Raw genomic sequence first — 18,576 nt, forward strand, 5'->3', positions numbered from 1 at the left:
TCATTCTGCTACCGGTTCATGCGGCCTCAATAGCGATAGCCACACCTTGACCGCCGCCAATGCACAAGGTGGCAAGACCCTTACGCGCACCGCGACGACGCATTTCATGAACCAAGGTGACCAGCACACGGGCGCCCGATGCACCAATGGGGTGACCTAAAGCGATGGCCCCACCATTGACATTGACCTTGTTCATGTCCCACTGCAAATCCTTGGCCACGGCGAGCGATTGGGCGGCAAAGGCTTCATTGGCCTCGATCAGGTCCAGCTCGTTCAGGTCCCAGCCTACCTGCTTCAAGACCTTGCGGCTGGCCGACACAGGGCCAATCCCCATGATGGCTGGATCTACCCCGGAGCTGGCCCAGCCCCGAACCCATGCCAATACGGGTAGGCCCAATGCCTTGGCCTTGTCGGCGCTGGCCAGCAAAAGCACGGCGGCACCGTCATTAATGCTTGAGGCGTTGCCCGCCGTGACGGTGCCCTCTTTCTTGAAGGCAGGGCGCAATTTGGCCAACGACTCCAGCGTGGTTTGCGCACGAGGTTGCTCATCGGTCTCCACACGCAGCGGGTCACCCTTACGCTGAGGCACCTCAATCGGGGTGATTTCTTCCTTGAAACGTCCCGCTTGCAGGGCAGCCACGGCTCTGCGCTGGGACTCAAGGGCAAACGCATCTTGCTGCTCGCGGCTGATGCCGTAACGCTCGGCCAGATTTTCTGCCGTAATGCCCATATGGTAGTTGTGAAACGCGTCTGTCAAACCATCACGCAGCAAGGTGTCATCCATCATGGCATGGCCCAGGCCCAAACCTGTACGCGCCTTGTGAACGGCAAACGGGGCCAGACTCATGCTTTCCTGTCCACCGGCCAGAACCAGATCGGCGTCACCTGCAGCAATGGCCTGCGCCGCCAGATGGACCGCCTTCAAGCCCGAACCACACAGCTTGTTGAGCGACATGGAGGGCACCTCGTAGGGCAGACCCGCATTCACGGCAGCCTGACGGGCCGGATTCTGGCCTGCGCCGGCGGTCAGGACCTGGCCCAGAATGACCTCGTCAATCTGATCGGCGGCTACGCCCGTCGCCTGGAGCACGGCACGAATCAATTGGGCGCTCAAATCGTGGGCGGGCACCGTGGACAGCCCCCCCTGAAAACGGCCGATGGGGGTACGGGTCGCGGCAAGAATCGCGATATCTTTGTGCATATCCATTCCTTTCCTAAGTCACAGGCCCGACAAGCGGGCCCCCTACAGGCAGCCAGTGGTCAGCGTCAGGATCAGTACATATGCTGGCCGCCATTCATGGCGACGTTACTGCCTGTCATAAAACCAGCCGCTTCGCTGGCAATAAAGGTCACCAACGCGGCAATTTCCTCGGGCTGTCCCAAACGGCCCACCGGAATGCCCGCGATAATGCTGTTGCGCACATCCTCGGGCACCGCCATGACCATCTTCGTGGCCAGATAGCCGGGAGAGACGGTGTTGACGGTCACACCCTTGCGTGCCACTTCCTGTGCCAGCGCCTTGGTAAAACCATGCATGCCCGCCTTGGCAGCCGAATAATTGGTCTGGCCAAACTGTCCCTTGCTGCCGTTGATGGAGGAGATGTTGATCACCCGGCCCCAGCCGCGCTCGAGCATGCCATCGATAAAGGGCTTGGTCACGTTAAACACCGAGTCCAGATTGACCCGCAAGACCTCGTCCCACTTGTCCTTGCTCAGCTTGCGAAAAGTGCCGTCACGGGTAATGCCGGCATTGTTGATGAGGATGTCAACGTGCTGGCCGTCCTTTTCAATGGCCTGGGCCATCTGCTGGCAAGACTCGAAATCGGCAACATCAACGTGATAGCCCTGAAACTCATAACCGGCCTCGGCCTGTTCCTTGAGCCAGACCTGGGCATCGGCCTCGCTGCGCGAGTGGGTCACCAGTACCCGATGACCCGCATCATGCAGGGCACGGGCGATCTCTTGACCCAGACCGCCCATCCCTCCCGTCACCAACGCCGTGCGTTTAACCGTAGACATACCGCTTATGCTCCCTTTTGAGTGTCAGAGGCGCTGGCAGCATTTGCCCAAGGCGCGCCCCACTGCTTGAAAATATCCATGACCGGTACTGCAGCACTGGTCTCGCTGACCACGGCCAGCACCGACTTTTGCCAGGCTTCCAGCGCTTCTTGCAAACCGGAGGTGAACTTGGTCTGGTTCTCAATAGCCAGCTGGTTGATGGCCTGGCTGTCATTGACCCCGTGCTGGAACAGACGCCAGAACGTGTCGGCCGGCAGAGTTGCCAACGACTGCCAGTTGCCGGTTTGCAGCAAGTTCTCAATCTCAGCCGTGGTCTGCTCCACGCTTCTCAGGCTGCTTTTCTGTACGGACTCCAGCCAGCGGTGACCGCCCTCCTGCAACAGGCGCGTGATACGCAATTGCAGCTCGACATTGGCCTTGTACAGGTCCAGGGGAAGTGTCTCCATGCTCATCGAAATCTCCTTAAAGGAAAAAAGTGCCCCCTGACGGGGCCCAGTCCATCAAGCCATCTGAGAGATGGTGTTACGAAAACGCCGTAGCGACAGAACGAACAAAACCGTCCCGATCACCAACAGGGCCAAAAAGGGTTGCCACACCGTTTCAATACCGGCACCACGGAACAAAATGGCCTGCCCTAACGACACAAAATGCGTGGTGGGGGCAAGCTGCATCAGATGCTGCACAATTTCAGGCATGCTTTCACGGGGCGTGCGCCCGCCCGAGAGCAGGTTCATGGGCAGCAGGGTCAGCATCAGCAACAGGCCAAACTGGGGCATGCTGCGCGACAAGGTCGCCAGATAGATACCCATGGAAGTCATGGCAAACAGACACAGCACTGCGCCGCACAGAAACAGCGCAATGGAACCTTCAATCGGCACACCCAGCAGACCTTGCACCACAAACTTGAGCGATGCAGCCGTGGCGATCAGAACCACCAGCCCCATGGCCGTCACTTTGGAGGCCATAATCTCGCCCGGCGTGACGGGCATCACCAGCAAGTGTTCAATGGTGCCGTGCTCGCGCTCTCTGATCAGGGCAGCCCCGGTGAGAATAATGGACAGCATGGCAACCGAGTTGATGACTTCGGCAATACTGCCAAACCAGGCTTTTTCCAACGTGGGGTTAAAGCGGACACGCAAGGCCAGGTCCACCGGCAAGGTGTCAACGCTGCGGTAGCGCCGCACGAATTCGTTGACCTCACCCATTACCACCTGCTGGATATAGTTATTGCCGGTAAAGGCCTGGCTCATGCGAGTGGCATCAATATTGAGCTGCACCTCGGGGCTACGCCCCGCCAGGACATCGCGCTGAAAATTGGGAGGAATGTTCAACACAAAAGTGAACTGCCCAGTGTCCATACCCGAATCCATTTCGCCGTATTCGATCATGTGCGGGCGAATGAACTCCGGCGGATAAAAGGCCGACGCAATACGGGCCGACAAGGGGCTCTGGTCCTGATCCACAATTGCGATAGGCGCATTGTTCAAGGTTTCCGGCTGGGCAGTGGCCGAGGTGTAAATCGAGACCGAAAACACGTACACAATCAGCAGCAGCATCATGGGATCACGCCATAGACTCCAGAGCTCCTTGCGACCCAGCAACAGTACATTCTTGAGTTTTCTCATCTCAGCTCTCCTGCTTTCTGAGCAGCATGACCGCAGCGCCCAACACCACCGGGATGGCCAGCAACAAGGCAAACAGGGCGCCATGCAGGTCCGAGAAGGTCAAGGCCTTGTTAAACACCCCACGACTGATGTTGAACATATGCGTGGCAGGGTAAAGCTCGCCCGCCCAGCGACTGAGACCTTGCATAGAGGACACCGGATTCAGCAAGCCGGACAGTTGGGTGGCGGGCAGCATGGTGCCAATCATGGCAAAAAACATGGCGGCAATCTGACTGCGAGTCACGGTAGAAGCCAGCAGCCCCATGCCGGTCGAAATCACGCAAAACATCAAGGTCGCCAGACTCAGGGTTAGAAAGCTGCCCTTGATGGGTACATCGAATATCGTGATGGCCAGCAAGCACATGCACAAAAAGTTGACCATCGCCAGGCCAATATAGGGAATCTGCTTGCCCAGCAGGAATTCCACGCGCGTAACCGGGGTCACGTAGAGATTGATGATGGAGCCCAGCTCTTTTTCACGTACCACAGACAGCGCGGTCAGCATGGCCGGCAACATCAACAAGAGCACAGGAATGACGGCCGGAACCATCGCAGGAAGGCTCTTGACATCGGGGTTGTAACGGTAGCGGTCCTGGATACTGGCGGGCGTCACCAGCGCCCCTGCTCCCAAACGTTCTTTGGCCTGCGTAATCAGCCACTGCTGATGCATGGCTTTCACATAGCCCTGGATGGTCTCAGCACGGGTGGGCATGGAGCCATCCACCCAGGCGGCAATTTCAGGATTGCTGCCACGCAACACATCGCGACCAAAGCCCGGCGGAATCTCAATGGCCAGGGCAATCTTGCCGCGTCGCATTCTATCGTCCAGATCCTGATAATCCGTCAGCGGCGGCTGCTCCAGAAAATAGCGCGACCCTGACAGATTCAAGGCGTAGTTCTGACTGATGCTGGTCTGATCACGGTCCAGTACCGCATAGCGCAAATCCTCCACGTCCAGAGTAATGCCAAAACCCATCACAAACAGAAGAATCAGGGAACCGGCCAGAGCCAGGGTTGCCCGCACCGGATCACGGCGCAGCTCCAGCGTTTCGCGCCAGGTGTAACTCAACAGACGCTGCAGACTGAAACGCTCCTGATGCTCCTGCTGCTCGGGCGCTTCGACAAGCGTCGTCTGTTCGGTCGCGGGCTCGGCCTGCGGCTCGGGGCCACTGGCCTCGAGCAGGTAGCCGATAAAAGCCTCCTCCAGCGTGGCCGCTCCCCGTTTTTTCACCAGATTGGCGGGCGTGTCGCTATCGAGCACTTTACCGGCATGCATCATGGACATGCGGTCACAACGCTCGGCCTCGTTCATGAAGTGGGTGGAAATAAAAATGGTGACCTTGTCCCGTCGGGACAGCTCGATCAGCAAACGCCAGAAATTGTCGCGAGCCACCGGGTCCACCCCCGAAGTTGGCTCATCCAGAATCAGTAGCTCGGGCTTGTGGACCATCGCCACCGCCAGAGACAGGCGCTGACGCATGCCCAACGGAATGGCATCGGGCAGGCGATCCAGAATCTGGCCCAGCTCAAAGCGCTCCACCATTTCAGCGACACGCGCTTGCACCTGGTCATCAGGAACGTGGAAAAGCTGGGCATGCAGCACCAGGTTTTGTCGAACCGTCAGCTCGCCGTACAGGGAGAACGCCTGCGACATGTAACCCACACGACGGCGGGTATCGATGTCTTTGGGATTGACTTCGTGACCAAACAGCCAGGCCTGACCCTCTGAAGCCGGCAGCAGGCCCGTCAGCATCTTCATGGTGGTGGACTTGCCGCAACCATTCGAGCCCAGAAAACCAAAAATCTCGCCACGCCGGATGCGAAACGATACATGGTCCACGGCGGTAAAGTCGCCGAAACGGATGGTCAGTCCTTCGGCCTCAATGGCGATATCGTTCGCATCCACATCCAGTGGTGGTATCACAACCTCCTGGTGGCCCTGACGCTTGTCCTCGGGCAAAAGGCGAATAAAAGCCTGCTCCAGATTTTTGCTCTGTGTGCGTTCCAGCAATTCCCGGGGTGAACCCGTTGCCAGAATCCGCCCATCATCCATGGCCACCAGCCAGTCAAAGCGCTGAGCCTCATCCATATAGGCGGTGGCCACAATCACGCTCATGCCTGGGCGCTCACGTCGTATGCGCTCGATCAGGTCCCAGAACTGTTTGCGGGCCAGGGGGTCCACGCCGGTGGTGGGCTCGTCCAGCAGCAAGAAATCCGGGTCATGAATCAGCGCGCAACACAGCCCCAACTTTTGCTTCATGCCACCCGAGAGCTTGCCAGCCGGGCGCGTCAAAAAAGGATACAGTCCCGTGCTGCGTGTCAGATCGTCAATCCGGCGGCGGCGCTCGGCGGCATTGTGCCCAAACAAACGGCCAAAAAACTGCAGGTTCTCTTCCACCGACAAGGTGGGGTACAAATTTTTGCCCAGCCCCTGGGGCATGTAGGCAATGCGCGGGCAAATCTTATCGCGATGGCTTTTATCTGCCATATCGCCGCCCAGTACCTCAATGTGGCCTTCCTGAATCACGCGTGCACCGGCCAGCAAGGACAGCAAGCTGGACTTGCCCACACCATCCGGACCAATCAGTCCGACCATGCAAGCGGCAGGAACATCCAGGCTTAAACGGTCCAGGGCGAGCGTATCGCCATAACGCTGACTGAGCTCCGTTACACGAGCAACAGCCGTCGCTTGCTGCTTGGGCATGGTTTACTCCGTCAGGGTGGAAGTCAGCGACTCAGGCCAGCTGGCATTGGGGTCCAGCTTCACCCAGGCCACCCCAGGCAGGCCTGTCTTGACTTGCTCCAGGTGTTTTTTCAAGAGCTCTGGAGCAATCTGAGCCTTGACACGAAACATCAGTTTTTGACGTTCTGACGCCGTCTCGACACTCTTGGGCGTGAACTGGGCCGAGCTGGCAACAAACGACACGGTGGCAGGAACAGGCATATCGGGGATCGCATCGAGCACCAGACGCACTTCGGAGCCCAGGGCCACCTTGCCCGCCACTTCACTAGGCAGAAAGAAGGTCATGTACACATCGGACAAGTCCAGCACATTGAGCACCCGTCCCCCGGCCCCCAGCACCTCACCAGGCTGGGCAACCCGAAACTGCACCCGTCCATCGCGCGGACTGACCAGCTCACTGTCGCGCAAGTCCGCTTCGATGCGGGCAACCGCGGCATGGGCGGCCTCAACCGCAGACTGGGCGCCGATCAACTGGGCCTTGGCCGCATTGATGGCAGCAACCGCCGCATTGGCTTGCGCTTGACTGGCAGCAACAGCTGCCTGAGCGCCCCGCACGCGGGCGCGGTCATCGTCCAGTTCCTGCACCGACGCGGCCCCTTCTTTGGACAAGGTGGTGGAACGAGCCAGACGACGCTGGGCAGCATCCAGTTCGGACTCACGCTGCCCGACCATCGCCTTGGCGGCAATCGCATCGCTTTCACGCAGTGCCACCTGGGCCTGCGCAACGGCCACATTGTTCTCAGCCTGCCGCAAACCGGCAACAGCCTCATCACGGGCAGCCTCCAGACTGTCTTGCTGCATGACAGCCAGCACTTCGCCTTTCTTCACAAAGTCGCCTTCGCGGGCCTCAATGCTCTGGATACGGCCGGCAAACTTGGTGGAGATATCAATCTCGGTCGCCTCGATACGACCATTACCGCTGACAAAGCCGTCACCCGGACCGGTATTGGACATTTTCTGCCATGCCCACCAACCCAGGCCTAGAACCCCGGCAACAATCAGGACAGGAACAATGTTTTTTTTCAAGGTAGAGGGTGTGCTCATAACTGGCTCGAAGATGAATCCGATTGAGAAGGGATAGAAATGTTTGTCAGGGTGTCGGCGGGGTCCAAGCCACCGCCCAGGGCGCTGTACAGCGCAATCTGACTGGCTAGCAGTGCGCGGCGCGTTTGCACCACCTGCTGCTCCACATCCAGCAAGTCTCGTTGCGCATCCAGCACTTCCAGATATGCAGCCGACCCATTGTCGTAGCGCATCTGCGCTAAACGGGCGCGCTCGGTCTGGGCCTGACGGGCGACCAATTGGACCTCCAGCTGCTGACTTAACCAGCGACGCGCCGACAAGGCGTCCGAGACTTCACGAAAGGCACTCTGAATGGCTTTCTCGTACTCCGCCACTCGTATGTCACGGCGTACATAAGCCGCATCCAGGTTGGCACTGCGGCGGCCGCCATCAAAAATAGGCAGGGAAATGGTAGGAGCGAATGTCCAGGCCTTGCTGCCGGAATCGAACAAACCGTCCAACTCAGCGCTGGCCGTGCCGAAACTGCCCGTCAAGGCAATGCGTGGGAAAAAGGCCGCACGCGCCGCTCCAATGTTGGCATTGGCGGCGCGCAATGTATGCTCCGCGGCAATAATATCCGGCCGCCACAGCATCAGGTCCGAAGGTAAACCAGGGGCCAGCTCGGCCAGCATCACGCTCTCGTTGAGCGGAGCGCCGCTCAGGGGGACGCCCGGGTCCGCGCCCAGAAGTTGCTGCAGGGCATGCACTTGTACCGCCCGCTGCTGCTCCAGTTGAGCCAGTAGCGACTGAGCCTGTGTCAGCAAGGTTTGCACCTGGGTGACATCCAGCCTGGAGGTGGCCCCCACCTCGTAGCGGCGGGAAAAGATACGATAGGACTCCTGACGGCTCTCGACACTTTTGCGGGCAATCTGTACGCGTTCATCCAGTTCGCGCACGACCAGATAGTTATTGGCTACTTGCGAGACCAAGGCCACATGCACCGCCTGACGACCCGCCTCACTTGCCAGCCAGCCCTGCAACGCAGCATCTTCCAGGCTGCGCACCCGTCCCCATAAGTCCAGCTCCCACGTGGTCAAACCAATCTGCGCACGGTAATCCCCGCCTGTAACGGCCTGCCCGGAGGGATTCATATCGCCCGGCACACGCGACCGGGCTGTCTGACCGCCCACCGTAAACGCCGGAAAACGCTCGCTACGCTGCAAGTTCAGCGCGGCGCGCGCTTCCTCAACCCGTAACACGGCCACTCGCATATCGCGGTTATTGGCCAATGCGGTTTCAATCAGCTTGCTCAGAACCGGATCTTTAAAGTACTGACGCCACCCCAGGTCCCGCGCCCGCACCGCCTCGGCCTGCCCTGCGGACAGATCCGGATAGGCGTGCGGAACAGGGGATGCGGGCTGAACATAATCGGGCGCCATCGAGGCACAACCTGCCAGCGTGACCAGCAAGGCAGCCAGCGCGAAATAAGGACGACGCGCAACGCTTTGATGCTTGATACTCACATCGTGGGTCTGTGGAGCCATTTGGAAACATGCCTAATGAGAAAAAAGAAAACTGCCGTCAAGGCAATACAGCATGTCAGCAACTGGCGTTGCGCCGGTTGCCGACCTGGAACAAAGCGGCAAGCTCACAGTTGTGCAAGCTTGTATGACCAGACTGCTTACTTCATCAATACGTATTGACCGGGCGCGGGGCCTAGAGGGGCGTAACCCTGCTTGGCGGCACCCATCTGCGGTGGCTTTTTTGTTTGCGCGCCCGAGCGCGCTTTCAGCCATGCACTCCAAGCGGGCCACCAGGAACCTGAATGCGAAGCGGCTTGTGCCTGCCACTCGTCCACCAAAACAGGCGCTGTGCCTGCTGCACGGGTATGAATCTGATAATGACGGCGCGGATGGCCCGGTTCGCTGACGATTCCGGCGTTATGACCGCCTGTGGTCAAAACAAACGTGATCTCGGCAGGCACCAGATAATGCAGCTTATAAACAGAGCGCCAGGGGGCAACATGATCAGAAACAGTGCCGACGCAAAAAATAGGCAAATTAATGTGCGCAAGAGAAACGATACGACCTTCCACCGGATAACGGTTTTGACTTAAATCATTATTCAAATACATGCGCCGCAAATATTGCGAATGCATGGTGGCAGGCATACGGGTAGCGTCCGCATTCCAAGCCATCAGATCGTTAAGCGGACGGCGTTCACCCAATAAATACTTATTGACCAAAGGCGCCCATACCAAATCCGCGGAACGTAGAAGCTGAAAGGCCACTTCCATCTGATTGGCGCGTAAATACCCTTCATCGGCCATCTGGGCTTCCAGCAGACTGACCTGGCTTTCGTCGATGAACAAGGACAAATCGCCCGGCTCTGAAAAGTCCGTCTGCGCAGCAAAGAAGGTCAGGGAAGCGAGGCGCTCATCGCCATCCCGTGCCATGGCGGCTGCCGCGATCGCCAGCAGGGTGCCGCCCAGGCAATAGCCCGTAGCATGAATTTTCTGGCCGGGGACAATCGCGTTGATCGCATCAAGGCTGGCTTTCCAGCCCAGACGAATGTAATCGTCCATGCCAAAAGCATGATCCTGGGCCTGGGGGTTCTTCCAGGACACGCAAAATACGGTATGGCCTTGATCTACCAAGTATTTAATCAGGGAGTTATGGGCCGACAGGTCTAGAATGTAGTACTTCATGATCCAGGCCGGAACAATCAAAACGGGTTCCGGGTGGACCTGCTTGCTGCTGGGCGCATACTGAATCAGCTCGGCCAGCTCGTTGCGCAACACCACCTTGCCGGGTGTAGCGGCCACATCCTTTCCTACCTGAAAATCCTCGGTCCCGACAGGCGGCTCACCCGCTAGTTGGGCCTGCATATCCTGCTGCCAGTTCTCCAGACCGCGACTGAAATTCGCGCCCTGCTCGGCCAGGGTTCTGTCCCATACCAGGGGGTTGGTCCAGGCAAAATTGCTGGGACTCAGCATGTTCAGCCATTGCTCGGCACCAAAAGCGACCAGCTTTTGATGATGCGGCTCAACGCCAGCCACTCCTTCAGTGGCACTTTGCCACCATTGCTGCTGCGCCTGATAGGTCTGTCGCAATAAATTGAATGGCCAACGGTCCCATGCAGGATCAGAAAACCGACGGTCGGCAACAGCAGCAGACGACGGGGTCTGAACAGAGGCGTGAGCAGGAAGTTGAGCCGCCGCTGCCAGCTCTTGGCTCCATTCGCGAAACAACTGCTCCCACTGGCGTTGAGCCAGTTGTCTGAGCTGCTCCTGTTTACCTGGGCTCAAACCCAGATGGCGTATCCAGTCCATCCAGGCTAGAAACTGCGATTCAGGAGAGAGCGAGCTCCAGATACGAGCCCAAGCGGCTCGTGCGGATGCGTCCAGATGCTCAGTCTGATCAGGGGACTGCCTACTCACCATTGTCACTCCGCAAAAAGTACATCCAAAGAAAAAGCAGATACGACCGCTTAGTCTTTTTGATAATACACCAGTTTACATCTAAACTTTTTGCATGCAGGCCTTTTAACAAAAACCTATAAAAAACCTTTGCGTTAGATCAAGCTCATGACACATAAAAACACAACATCCAAGCTGCACTTGTTGTTATACCGTGCCTGAAATGAAATAGGGAAATAAAACGGAAATGAAAATAAATAAACCTTACCTAAAAAGGGAAGAAACCTAAAAGAAAAACCAATGAAATCTATTGAAACAAATACGGTTTTAAAGTCAGGACAGAACTATTATTTCTGCCGCCATATGACAAAACAAGCATGTGCCCAGGACACGCTTACCTTCTGGCAAACCGGGGCCCGAAACTGACGGCCTGATATACTGCAAGCCCCCATCTCTTGCCCATCCCTACAGGATGACATGACAGACTCACCTAGCAATAAATCGACAAAAAACGAAAGCACAAACAAGCGACGCTACCTGTCCTCGGCCGAGCGCAAACGCGAAATTCTGAGCGCCGCCTTTGAAGAGTTTTCTCACCGGGGATTTCTGGGTACCTCGCTGGAACGCATCGCGGCCCGCGCCGGCATTTCCAAGTCCGGAATTTACGCGCACTACAGCAGCAAAGACGAGGTATTCGAGGACATGCTTCGCCACACTCTGCTGCCTGCTCAAGGCCATGCCTTCGAACTATCGGATTCTTACCAGGCCGATACTTTGTCCTGTATCGTGGACGAGTATCTCAAGCAACTGTATGAACGTCTGTCCAGCCCGGATGTGCAAGCCATGTTCAGGCTATTGATGACAGAAAGCGGTCGAGTGCCTGATCTGGCGCATTACTGGGGCAAGCAGCTCCTGAGCCAGAACTACATGGCTAACCAGGCTTTCTTTGAAGCGGGAATACAGCGTGGGCTCATCCGCCCCGATGTCAGCGCCTCGGACTACACGCTGGCTGCCTCGCCCTCCCTGATGTGGCTGATGGTCCTGCTGGTCCTGGGACCGGAAAACTCGCCCGTGGCCTTTGAAGAAGTCCGTCTGTTGCACAAGCGCCTGCTGATGGAACAACTGCAACCCACCGCTTAAATGGGATCGGTCAGCCCAGCCCCAGGCGCCGGGCTGCTGCAAACCGCAAGCGGGGGTGCAATCGCCCCACTCCTGCGTTGAGCCATAAGCCTTATCAAGCCAGACATATAAGGCGGTCGGGCGCCCACGCTACACTGGCGACCGGTACACATTCCCTCAAACCGCAACTGCCCGTACAATAGTTGGTTGCAGTCCATTTTCAATGGGTTCCCTCACCCCATCCACCAAAAAGGTTCAGACATGATTCTGCCCGCTATGCCGTCTTCACGGCTGTCGCTGTATGTGCGACTTCTCATTGCCTTTCACGTATTCATCGTGATCGCCAGCAATTATCTGGTTCAACTTCCTATTGAGCTGTTTGGCTTTCATAGCACCTGGGGCGCTTTCAGCTTTCCTTTTGTGTTTCTGGCAACCGACCTGACCGTGCGCCTGATGGGTAAATCGCAGGCACGACGCGTCATCACCCGCGCCATGTTTCCGGCCCTGATCGCCTCCTATGTCGTCTCCGTGCTGTTCCATGAAGGCCAGTTCAATGGCTTGCAGGCACTGGGCGAGTTCAACAGCTTTGTCTTTCGTATTGCACTGGCCAGTTTCGCGGCCTATGTGCTGGGACAGTTGCTGGACGTACAGGTCTTTGACCGCATCCGCCGCGATTACACGCAGTGGTGGATCGCCCCGGCCGCCGCCTCAGTTTTTGGGCAGGCACTGGATACTCTGGCCTTTTTCGGCATCGCCTTCTGGCGCAGCAGCAATCCTTTCATGGCGGAGCACTGGGGCGAAATCGCGCTCGTCGATTACGTCATCAAGCTGGGGGTGAGCCTGTTGCTGTTTGTTCCTATGTACGGTGTCTTGCTCAACTCGCTGATCAGCACCATGAAACGCCGCGCCCTGAGCCCTGCGCAGGTCAAAGCATGAAGCCGCAGCTTGCCCGTCGTCGAGCCCTGGTCCTATTTTCGGGGGGACAGGATTCGGCCACTTGTCTGGCATGGGCTCTGGATCGTTTTGCGTTTGTGGAGACCGTGGGCTTTGACTACGGCCAGCGAAACCATGCGGAACTGCAATGTCGCCAGACGTTGCGAGAAAATCTGTGCCGACACTTTCCACATTGGGCAGAGCGCCTGGGCGAAGATCATGTGCTTGACGCCGGTGTTCTGGGACAGATAGGCGGCAGCGCCATGACTGAGCCTATGCGCATTGCGGTGCAGGACGATGGCCTGCCCAATACCTTCGTGCCCGGTCGCAACCTGCTGTTCTTTACTTTGGCCGCTGCCTTGGCCTACCGTCGCGGGCTGGATACGCTGGTAGGCGGCATGTCTGAAACTGACTACTCAGGCTACCCGGACTGCCGGGACAACACCCTTAAAGCTTTGCAAGTCGCCCTGAGTCTGGGCATAGAGCGTCCCCTAACCATAGAGACGCCCCTCATGTGGCTGGACAAGGCTGATACTTGGGAGATGGCCGACCAACTGGGCTCAGATGCTCTGGTCAGGCTGATCCAGCAAGACAGCCATACCTGTTACCAGAATGAGCGGGAAGCGCTGCATGACTGGGGATATGGCTGCGGACGCTGCCCCGCTTGCGAACTGCGCGCCAAAGGATATGCAAACTGGAGCAGGCGGCGTGCCGATCCCGGTCATTGAGCATTTCGGCAGGGATGCAGGATTCGATGCAAACGCAATGCGGTGGACAAAGAGTGGCTTTTCAATAGCAGCAGAACAGAACACCACATCAGAAAAATCAGGATGGGCGCACTGAAATAACGCTGGAATTTCACCGTTGAGTGTAAGCTGGAAAAATAATCTCCTGACTTGACCGCCGCACAAACCCACTCCCTTTCATCCTCAAGAAAAGGAACAGTCTGGGCTTGTTTCGGTAGTGAGCAATCGGAAAGATCATAAACCCATTTTTTATCTCCTGACGCCAGGAAAGAGCGCAAGCCCTTCTCGCCCTGCCATGCCCAAACCTCGCTTTCTTTAAATTTAATAATCGCATCGGGACGGATGACTAAAGTCGCGAAAATCGCGATCAAAAAAGTGATCAAAACCCAAAAAATCGGCAGCACCACCCGTTGCACAGCCTTGGGTTTCTCTACTCTTTGCTCTTTCCAGTTGACCCAGACCCCTGCTTTGCCCAGTGCTCTCAGAGCAATGGCGCTGGAGTGCGCCCATTTCACCGCGCGATGTGTGTCTTTCACTGTCTGAATATCATCAACGCGGTGGAGCCCGAACATGATCTTGAAACGCTCTACATCCAGCGATTTTTCTCGCTCGGCATCCAAATAAGCATCATAAAATTTGTCGCGATGAAAGAAAGACCATAGCTTATTGAAAAATATGAAATACGCCCCCCTTAAGAACAGGTAGAGCAAGCCCGCCAACACGCTCAGAAAGATAAATAAACTAAAAGCGGCAGAAAAATAAGAAAAAAGACTTGAGATAGTATTCATCATAAAAAAACCCAACCACCGAAGTGGCTGGGTCCTTATCAACAGAATGACACATTACAGCTGGGCTGGTTCCGTTTGTACCTGATACACCGGGTACGTACGACACAAGGTGACGATCTTCTCACGAATATCGTGCTTGACGGCCTCCAGCGTGCCCGCCTCATAAGCATCGAGCACATCGCACAAGTAATGCGCCAGTTGCTCGCAATCGGCCACGGTAAAGCCCCGTGTCGTCACGGCAGGCGTTCCGATACGGATACCCGAGGTCACCATGGGCGAGCGCGGATCGTTGGGCACTGAGTTTTTGTTGACGGTGATGTAAGCATCCGCCAGGGCATCACTGGCTTCTTGCCCGGTATAAGGCTTGGTCGACAGGTTAATCAGCATCATGTGGTTATCCGTACCCCCAGACACGATGGTATGGCCACGCTGAATCAGTATCGCTGCCATCGCTCGGGCATTACGCACCACATTTTGCTGATAGGTACGGAACTCGGGTTGCAAGGCTTCCTTGAAGGCAACGGCTTTGGCTGCAATAAGATGCATCAAGGGCCCCCCTTGCACGCCGGGGAACACCGCTGAATTCAAACGTTTGTAGAAATCGTCGCTTTGCCCTTTAGCCATGATCACGCCACCACGTGGGCCGCGCAGGGTTTTGTGCGTGGTGCTGGTAACCACATGTGCGTATGGCAAGGGGCTGGGGTACTCACCCGCCGCCACCAGGCCGGCCACATGAGCCATATCGACCCAGAACCAGGCACCCACCTTGTCAGCGATCTGGCGCATACGCGCCCAATCCTTCACGCGTGAATAGGCAGAGAAACCGCCGATCAACATCTTGGGCTTGGTCTCGATAGCAATCCGCTCCATTTCGTCGTAATCGATCAGCCCGGTTTGGGTATCGACGCCGTAAGGAACAATGTTGTAAAGACGCCCCGAAATATTGATGGGATTACCGTGCGTCAGGTGCCCGCCCTGCGCCAGATTCATCCCCATTACCGTATCGCCAGGTTTGAGCAGGGCCAGAAACACGGCGGTATTGGCTTGTGCTCCGGCATGAGGCTGCACGTTGGCATAATCGCAATCGAATAGGGCCTTCAGGCGCTCGATGGCCAAACGCTCGGCCACGTCCACAAACTCGCAACCGGCGTAATAGCGCTTGTCCGGATAACCCTCAGCGTACTTGTTGGTGAAAACGGAGTTCTGAACCTGCATGACCAAGGGGCTGGCATAGTTCTCCGAGGCAATCAGTTCTACATGATCTTCCTGACGGCTTTGTTCACCAGCCATGGCCTGAGCCAGTTCCTTGTCGAATTCAGCCAGAGTGAGTGTGTTGTCGTACATCGCTTTTCCTTAAAAAATCTTAGGTCAAATCGCAGCCACCTGCCTGGCCGCTCTGAGAGGCGGGCATCGCCCTTAACCGTGCGTGCGCACGAATTCGCGCATGAACAGCGCCAGCTCCTGTACCGCATCCAGGGTGACGGCGTTGTAAATGCTGGCGCGCAAGCCCCCAGTCGACTGATGGCCCTTCAAACCATGAAATCCGTTTTCCTGCGCTTCCCGAACAAATAGATCCTCCAAATTTCTTTCGAAAATATGAAAAGGAACATTATTGATAGATCGATAATCAGGCAAAACATGATTGATATAGAAACCATTACTGCCATCAATCACGTTATAAAGATGGCGTGACTTTTTCTTATTGATTTCATGCAGCACTTCTATTCCACCCGTACGTTCAATCCACTCCATCATCAAGCCCATCACATACCAGGAAAACGTGGAAGGAGTATTTAACAGGGACTGCTTTTTTGCCTGAATGGAAAAATCCAACGCCTGTGGCGTTGCAGCCAAAGGCTTGTCTAAAATAGCAGGATTGAGCAATACGAGCGTGACACCGGCAATACCCATATTTTTCTGGGCTGAGGCATAAACCAAATCATGTGCGGCAATGTCAATCGGCTTGGACATCAGGCTGGAGCAGGCATCACACACTAATGGAATAGACGAAATGGGTGGTTTTGAAAATTGCAAGCCCTGTGCAGTTTCATTCTCCGTGTAATGCAAGTAAGCCGCATCCAGATTAATATGAGATTCATTAATTTCAGGAACACGATCAAATCCAGTTTCATGAGAACTGGCAATGGTTCGCACAATCCCATATTGCCTGGCGGCATTAGCCGCTTGCTCCGACCACAAGCCCGTGTGTATATAGTCCGCTGTGTTTGTTTTATGAAACAGGTTCATCGGAATTTGAGAAAACTGCAGATACGACCCCCCTTGCAGGAGCAACACGTGATAGTCCGATGGAACTGCCAGAACGCGACGCACCGCGGCGTCAGTCGCGTGGGCAAAATCCATAAAGGGCTGGGAGCGATGGCTGATTTCCATCACGGATACCCCCGTGCCGGCAAAATCGAGCAGTTCATCGCGCACTTGCAAGAGAACATCGATCGGCAAGGCGCTGGGCCCTGCGCTGAAATTAAAGGGTCGGGACATACTTGCTGAGATCCTGTACAAACCTGAACGCCGGAACAGGCCCCCCCCTATTTCGGCAACGACAATCAAGTCTACGAGCACAATGGTCTGACTAGTCAGACCATTAATCTTCTCTGGAGCAGACCGCATGACGCGTTCGTTTGAACTGGACACCTTGAAAATGCGTCTTAACGATGACGAACTTCAATCCCTGGATCTTCACCAGCGTATTCAACGTGCCCTACGGGCGCTGATTCTGGATGGCGCTCTGGGTCCCGGAGTCAAGCTGCCTGCCACGCGCTCACTGGCCAAATCATTGAGCATGGCGCGCGATACCGTCGAGAACGCCTATGTCCAACTCCACCGCGACGGCTTTATCGTGCGACGTGAAGGTTCGGGCAGTTATGTCTCTGAATCCGTGGGAACCGAGCTGCGAGGCAGCGCCTACCGGCGCATCAAGGCCCAGGATCTGAAACGCAGCGTCATGGAACCGGGTACCGGCTTGAGCCGCCGGGGCCGCGCCGTATTTGAAAGTGGCGGTATTGCCGATCAGCAAACCATCAAGGCCTTTGCCACCGGCTTGCCTGAAACCCGCAACTTTCCGACCGATGTCTGGGAGCGCCTGCAGCGTCAGGCCATGAAGGACTTTCGCGCCAACATCCTGCTACATGGTGATCCCCAGGGCACCGAGTCCTTGCGCAAAGCGATTGCCGTATACCTGAATCTGGAACGAGGCGCCAAGGTATCCGCGGATCAGATTCTGATTTTGAGCAGTACGCGCCAAGCTCTGTTCCTGTGTGCGCAACTGCTGGTCGATGCGGGCAAGCCCATTCTGGTTGAGAATCCAGGTTACTTCGGCGCGCGCAAGGCTTTTGAAGCGGCCGAAGCCCGTGTCGTACCTATTGGGGTGGACGAACAGGGCCTGCGCACCGAGCTTTTGCATGAAGACCGCAGCGGTGCAAACTGCATTTATGTCACCCCCTCCCATCAGTACCCAACAGGGGCGACCCTTTCACTGGAACGTCGCCTGGAACTGATACGCTGGGCGGCCGAAAATGGCCGCTGGATTCTGGAAGACGACTACGACAGCGAGTTTCATTATGACGGCCTGCCCACCGCCTGCGTGCAGGGTCTGGACAAGTATCAGCGTACGATTTACCTGGGCACGTTCAGCAAAACGCTCTATCCGGGGCTGCGCATGGGGTATATGGCTCTGCCGCCGGAGCTGGTCAAACCCTTTACACAAGCCCGCAGCATCATGGATGGGCACACTCCCCAGATACTGCAGCTGACCCTGGCGCGTTTCATGGAAGACGGCCACTACAACTCGCACATCCGGGCCATGCGCAAGCTGTACACGGGGCGTCGGGAGATCATGCTGGAGGCCATTGAACAACATCTTCAAGGTATTGTGCGCGCCGCCAGACCTGAGGGCGGCTTGCAGATACCCTGTTTCCTTGAGCCAGGCTGGTCGGAAGAACACACCTTGCGCCGCGCCCTAAGCGCTGGCGTACAGCTACCCGGTTTGAGCCGGCTGTATATTGGTGAGGAAAAACAACAGGGGTGGCTACTGGGCTATGCATCCTTGACGGCCTACGAGATTGAATCCGCCATGTTGCGTCTGGCCAACGCCTTGCGTCAGGGCAAGGGTTGAGCCAGGCTGCAG

Annotated in this window: 15 protein-coding genes; 4 read left to right on the top strand and 11 right to left on the bottom strand. The window is 56.5% G+C overall.

Features of this window, described 5'->3' with window-relative positions; genetic code table 11:
- Positions 1 to 16: 16 nt before the first annotated feature.
- The 8 genes from VF694_RS04185 to VF694_RS04220 all read right to left on the bottom strand — a co-directional run bounded on the left by VF694_RS04185 (position 17) and on the right by VF694_RS04220 (position 10,870).
- A complete protein-coding gene (locus tag VF694_RS04185) occupies positions 17 to 1,201 on the bottom strand; it encodes an acetyl-CoA C-acetyltransferase (RefSeq protein ID WP_440163821.1) in 1,185 nt (394 codons plus the stop codon).
- Between the two features lie 71 nt (positions 1,202 to 1,272).
- A complete protein-coding gene (phbB, locus tag VF694_RS04190; RefSeq protein ID WP_039943686.1) occupies positions 1,273 to 2,019 on the bottom strand; it encodes an acetoacetyl-CoA reductase in 747 nt (248 codons plus the stop codon).
- A gap of 5 nt (positions 2,020 to 2,024) precedes the next feature.
- On the bottom strand, positions 2,025 to 2,465 hold the full coding sequence (locus VF694_RS04195; RefSeq protein ID WP_230406189.1) for a phasin family protein: 441 nt from the start codon (positions 2,463 to 2,465) through the stop codon (positions 2,025 to 2,027).
- Positions 2,466 to 2,519: 54 nt separating this feature from the next.
- Positions 2,520 to 3,644, bottom strand: coding sequence for an ABC transporter permease (locus VF694_RS04200; protein WP_003803229.1), 1,125 nt, complete (start codon positions 3,642 to 3,644; stop codon positions 2,520 to 2,522).
- Position 3,645: 1 nt separating this feature from the next.
- On the bottom strand, positions 3,646 to 6,387 hold the full coding sequence (rbbA, locus tag VF694_RS04205) for a ribosome-associated ATPase/putative transporter RbbA (protein ID WP_003803227.1): 2,742 nt from the start codon (positions 6,385 to 6,387) through the stop codon (positions 3,646 to 3,648).
- A 3-nt stretch (positions 6,388 to 6,390) separates the two neighbouring features.
- Positions 6,391 to 7,470 carry an HlyD family secretion protein gene (locus tag VF694_RS04210; protein WP_003803225.1) on the bottom strand — a complete coding sequence of 360 codons (1,080 nt, stop codon included), beginning with the start codon at positions 7,468 to 7,470 and terminating at the stop codon, positions 6,391 to 6,393.
- A complete protein-coding gene (locus VF694_RS04215) occupies positions 7,467 to 8,972 on the bottom strand; it encodes an efflux transporter outer membrane subunit (RefSeq protein ID WP_440163768.1) in 1,506 nt (501 codons plus the stop codon). The genes VF694_RS04210 and VF694_RS04215 overlap by 4 nt, the downstream gene beginning before the upstream one ends.
- Before the next feature lie 137 nt (positions 8,973 to 9,109).
- A complete protein-coding gene (locus VF694_RS04220; protein ID WP_039943683.1) occupies positions 9,110 to 10,870 on the bottom strand; it encodes an alpha/beta fold hydrolase in 1,761 nt (586 codons plus the stop codon).
- A gap of 453 nt (positions 10,871 to 11,323) precedes the next feature.
- Between VF694_RS04220 and VF694_RS04225 the strand changes: the two genes are divergently transcribed.
- From VF694_RS04225 to queC, 3 genes are all read left to right on the top strand, one after another.
- Complete coding sequence (locus VF694_RS04225; RefSeq protein ID WP_003803218.1) at positions 11,324 to 11,986, top strand: TetR/AcrR family transcriptional regulator; 663 nt, start codon at positions 11,324 to 11,326, stop codon at positions 11,984 to 11,986.
- A gap of 240 nt (positions 11,987 to 12,226) precedes the next feature.
- The gene (locus VF694_RS04230; protein ID WP_003803216.1) at positions 12,227 to 12,901 is read left to right on the top strand and encodes a 7-cyano-7-deazaguanine/7-aminomethyl-7-deazaguanine transporter; all 675 of its coding nucleotides are present in this window, start codon (positions 12,227 to 12,229) and stop codon (positions 12,899 to 12,901) included.
- Positions 12,898 to 13,626 carry a 7-cyano-7-deazaguanine synthase QueC gene (gene queC, locus VF694_RS04235; protein WP_003803214.1) on the top strand — a complete coding sequence of 243 codons (729 nt, stop codon included), beginning with the start codon at positions 12,898 to 12,900 and terminating at the stop codon, positions 13,624 to 13,626. The genes VF694_RS04230 and queC overlap by 4 nt, the downstream gene beginning before the upstream one ends.
- Here queC and VF694_RS04240 read toward each other — a convergent pair.
- The 3 genes from VF694_RS04240 to serC form a co-directional block, all read right to left on the bottom strand.
- Positions 13,620 to 14,435 (bottom strand): DUF6216 family protein, encoded by an 816-nt coding sequence (locus tag VF694_RS04240; RefSeq protein ID WP_440163771.1) that lies wholly within the window; start codon positions 14,433 to 14,435, stop codon positions 13,620 to 13,622. The two genes, queC and VF694_RS04240, sit on opposite strands and share 7 nt — an antisense overlap.
- A gap of 51 nt (positions 14,436 to 14,486) precedes the next feature.
- Positions 14,487 to 15,776: a serine hydroxymethyltransferase gene (glyA, locus tag VF694_RS04245; RefSeq protein ID WP_003803210.1), complete on the bottom strand. Its 1,290-nt coding sequence runs from the start codon at positions 15,774 to 15,776 to the stop codon at positions 14,487 to 14,489.
- Between the two features lie 72 nt (positions 15,777 to 15,848).
- Positions 15,849 to 16,931 carry a 3-phosphoserine/phosphohydroxythreonine transaminase gene (serC, locus tag VF694_RS04250; RefSeq protein WP_415301869.1) on the bottom strand — a complete coding sequence of 361 codons (1,083 nt, stop codon included), beginning with the start codon at positions 16,929 to 16,931 and terminating at the stop codon, positions 15,849 to 15,851.
- 127 nt (positions 16,932 to 17,058) lie between these two features.
- On the opposite strand from serC, the gene pdxR reads away from it, so the two are divergent.
- The gene (gene pdxR / locus VF694_RS04255) at positions 17,059 to 18,564 is read left to right on the top strand and encodes a MocR-like pyridoxine biosynthesis transcription factor PdxR (RefSeq protein WP_003803206.1); all 1,506 of its coding nucleotides are present in this window, start codon (positions 17,059 to 17,061) and stop codon (positions 18,562 to 18,564) included.
- The last annotated feature ends 12 nt before the right edge of the window (positions 18,565 to 18,576 follow it).

It is taken from the genome of Alcaligenes sp. Lyrl_28 (assembly GCF_051948705.1).
GTDB lineage: Bacteria > Pseudomonadota > Gammaproteobacteria > Burkholderiales > Burkholderiaceae_B > Alcaligenes > Alcaligenes ammonioxydans.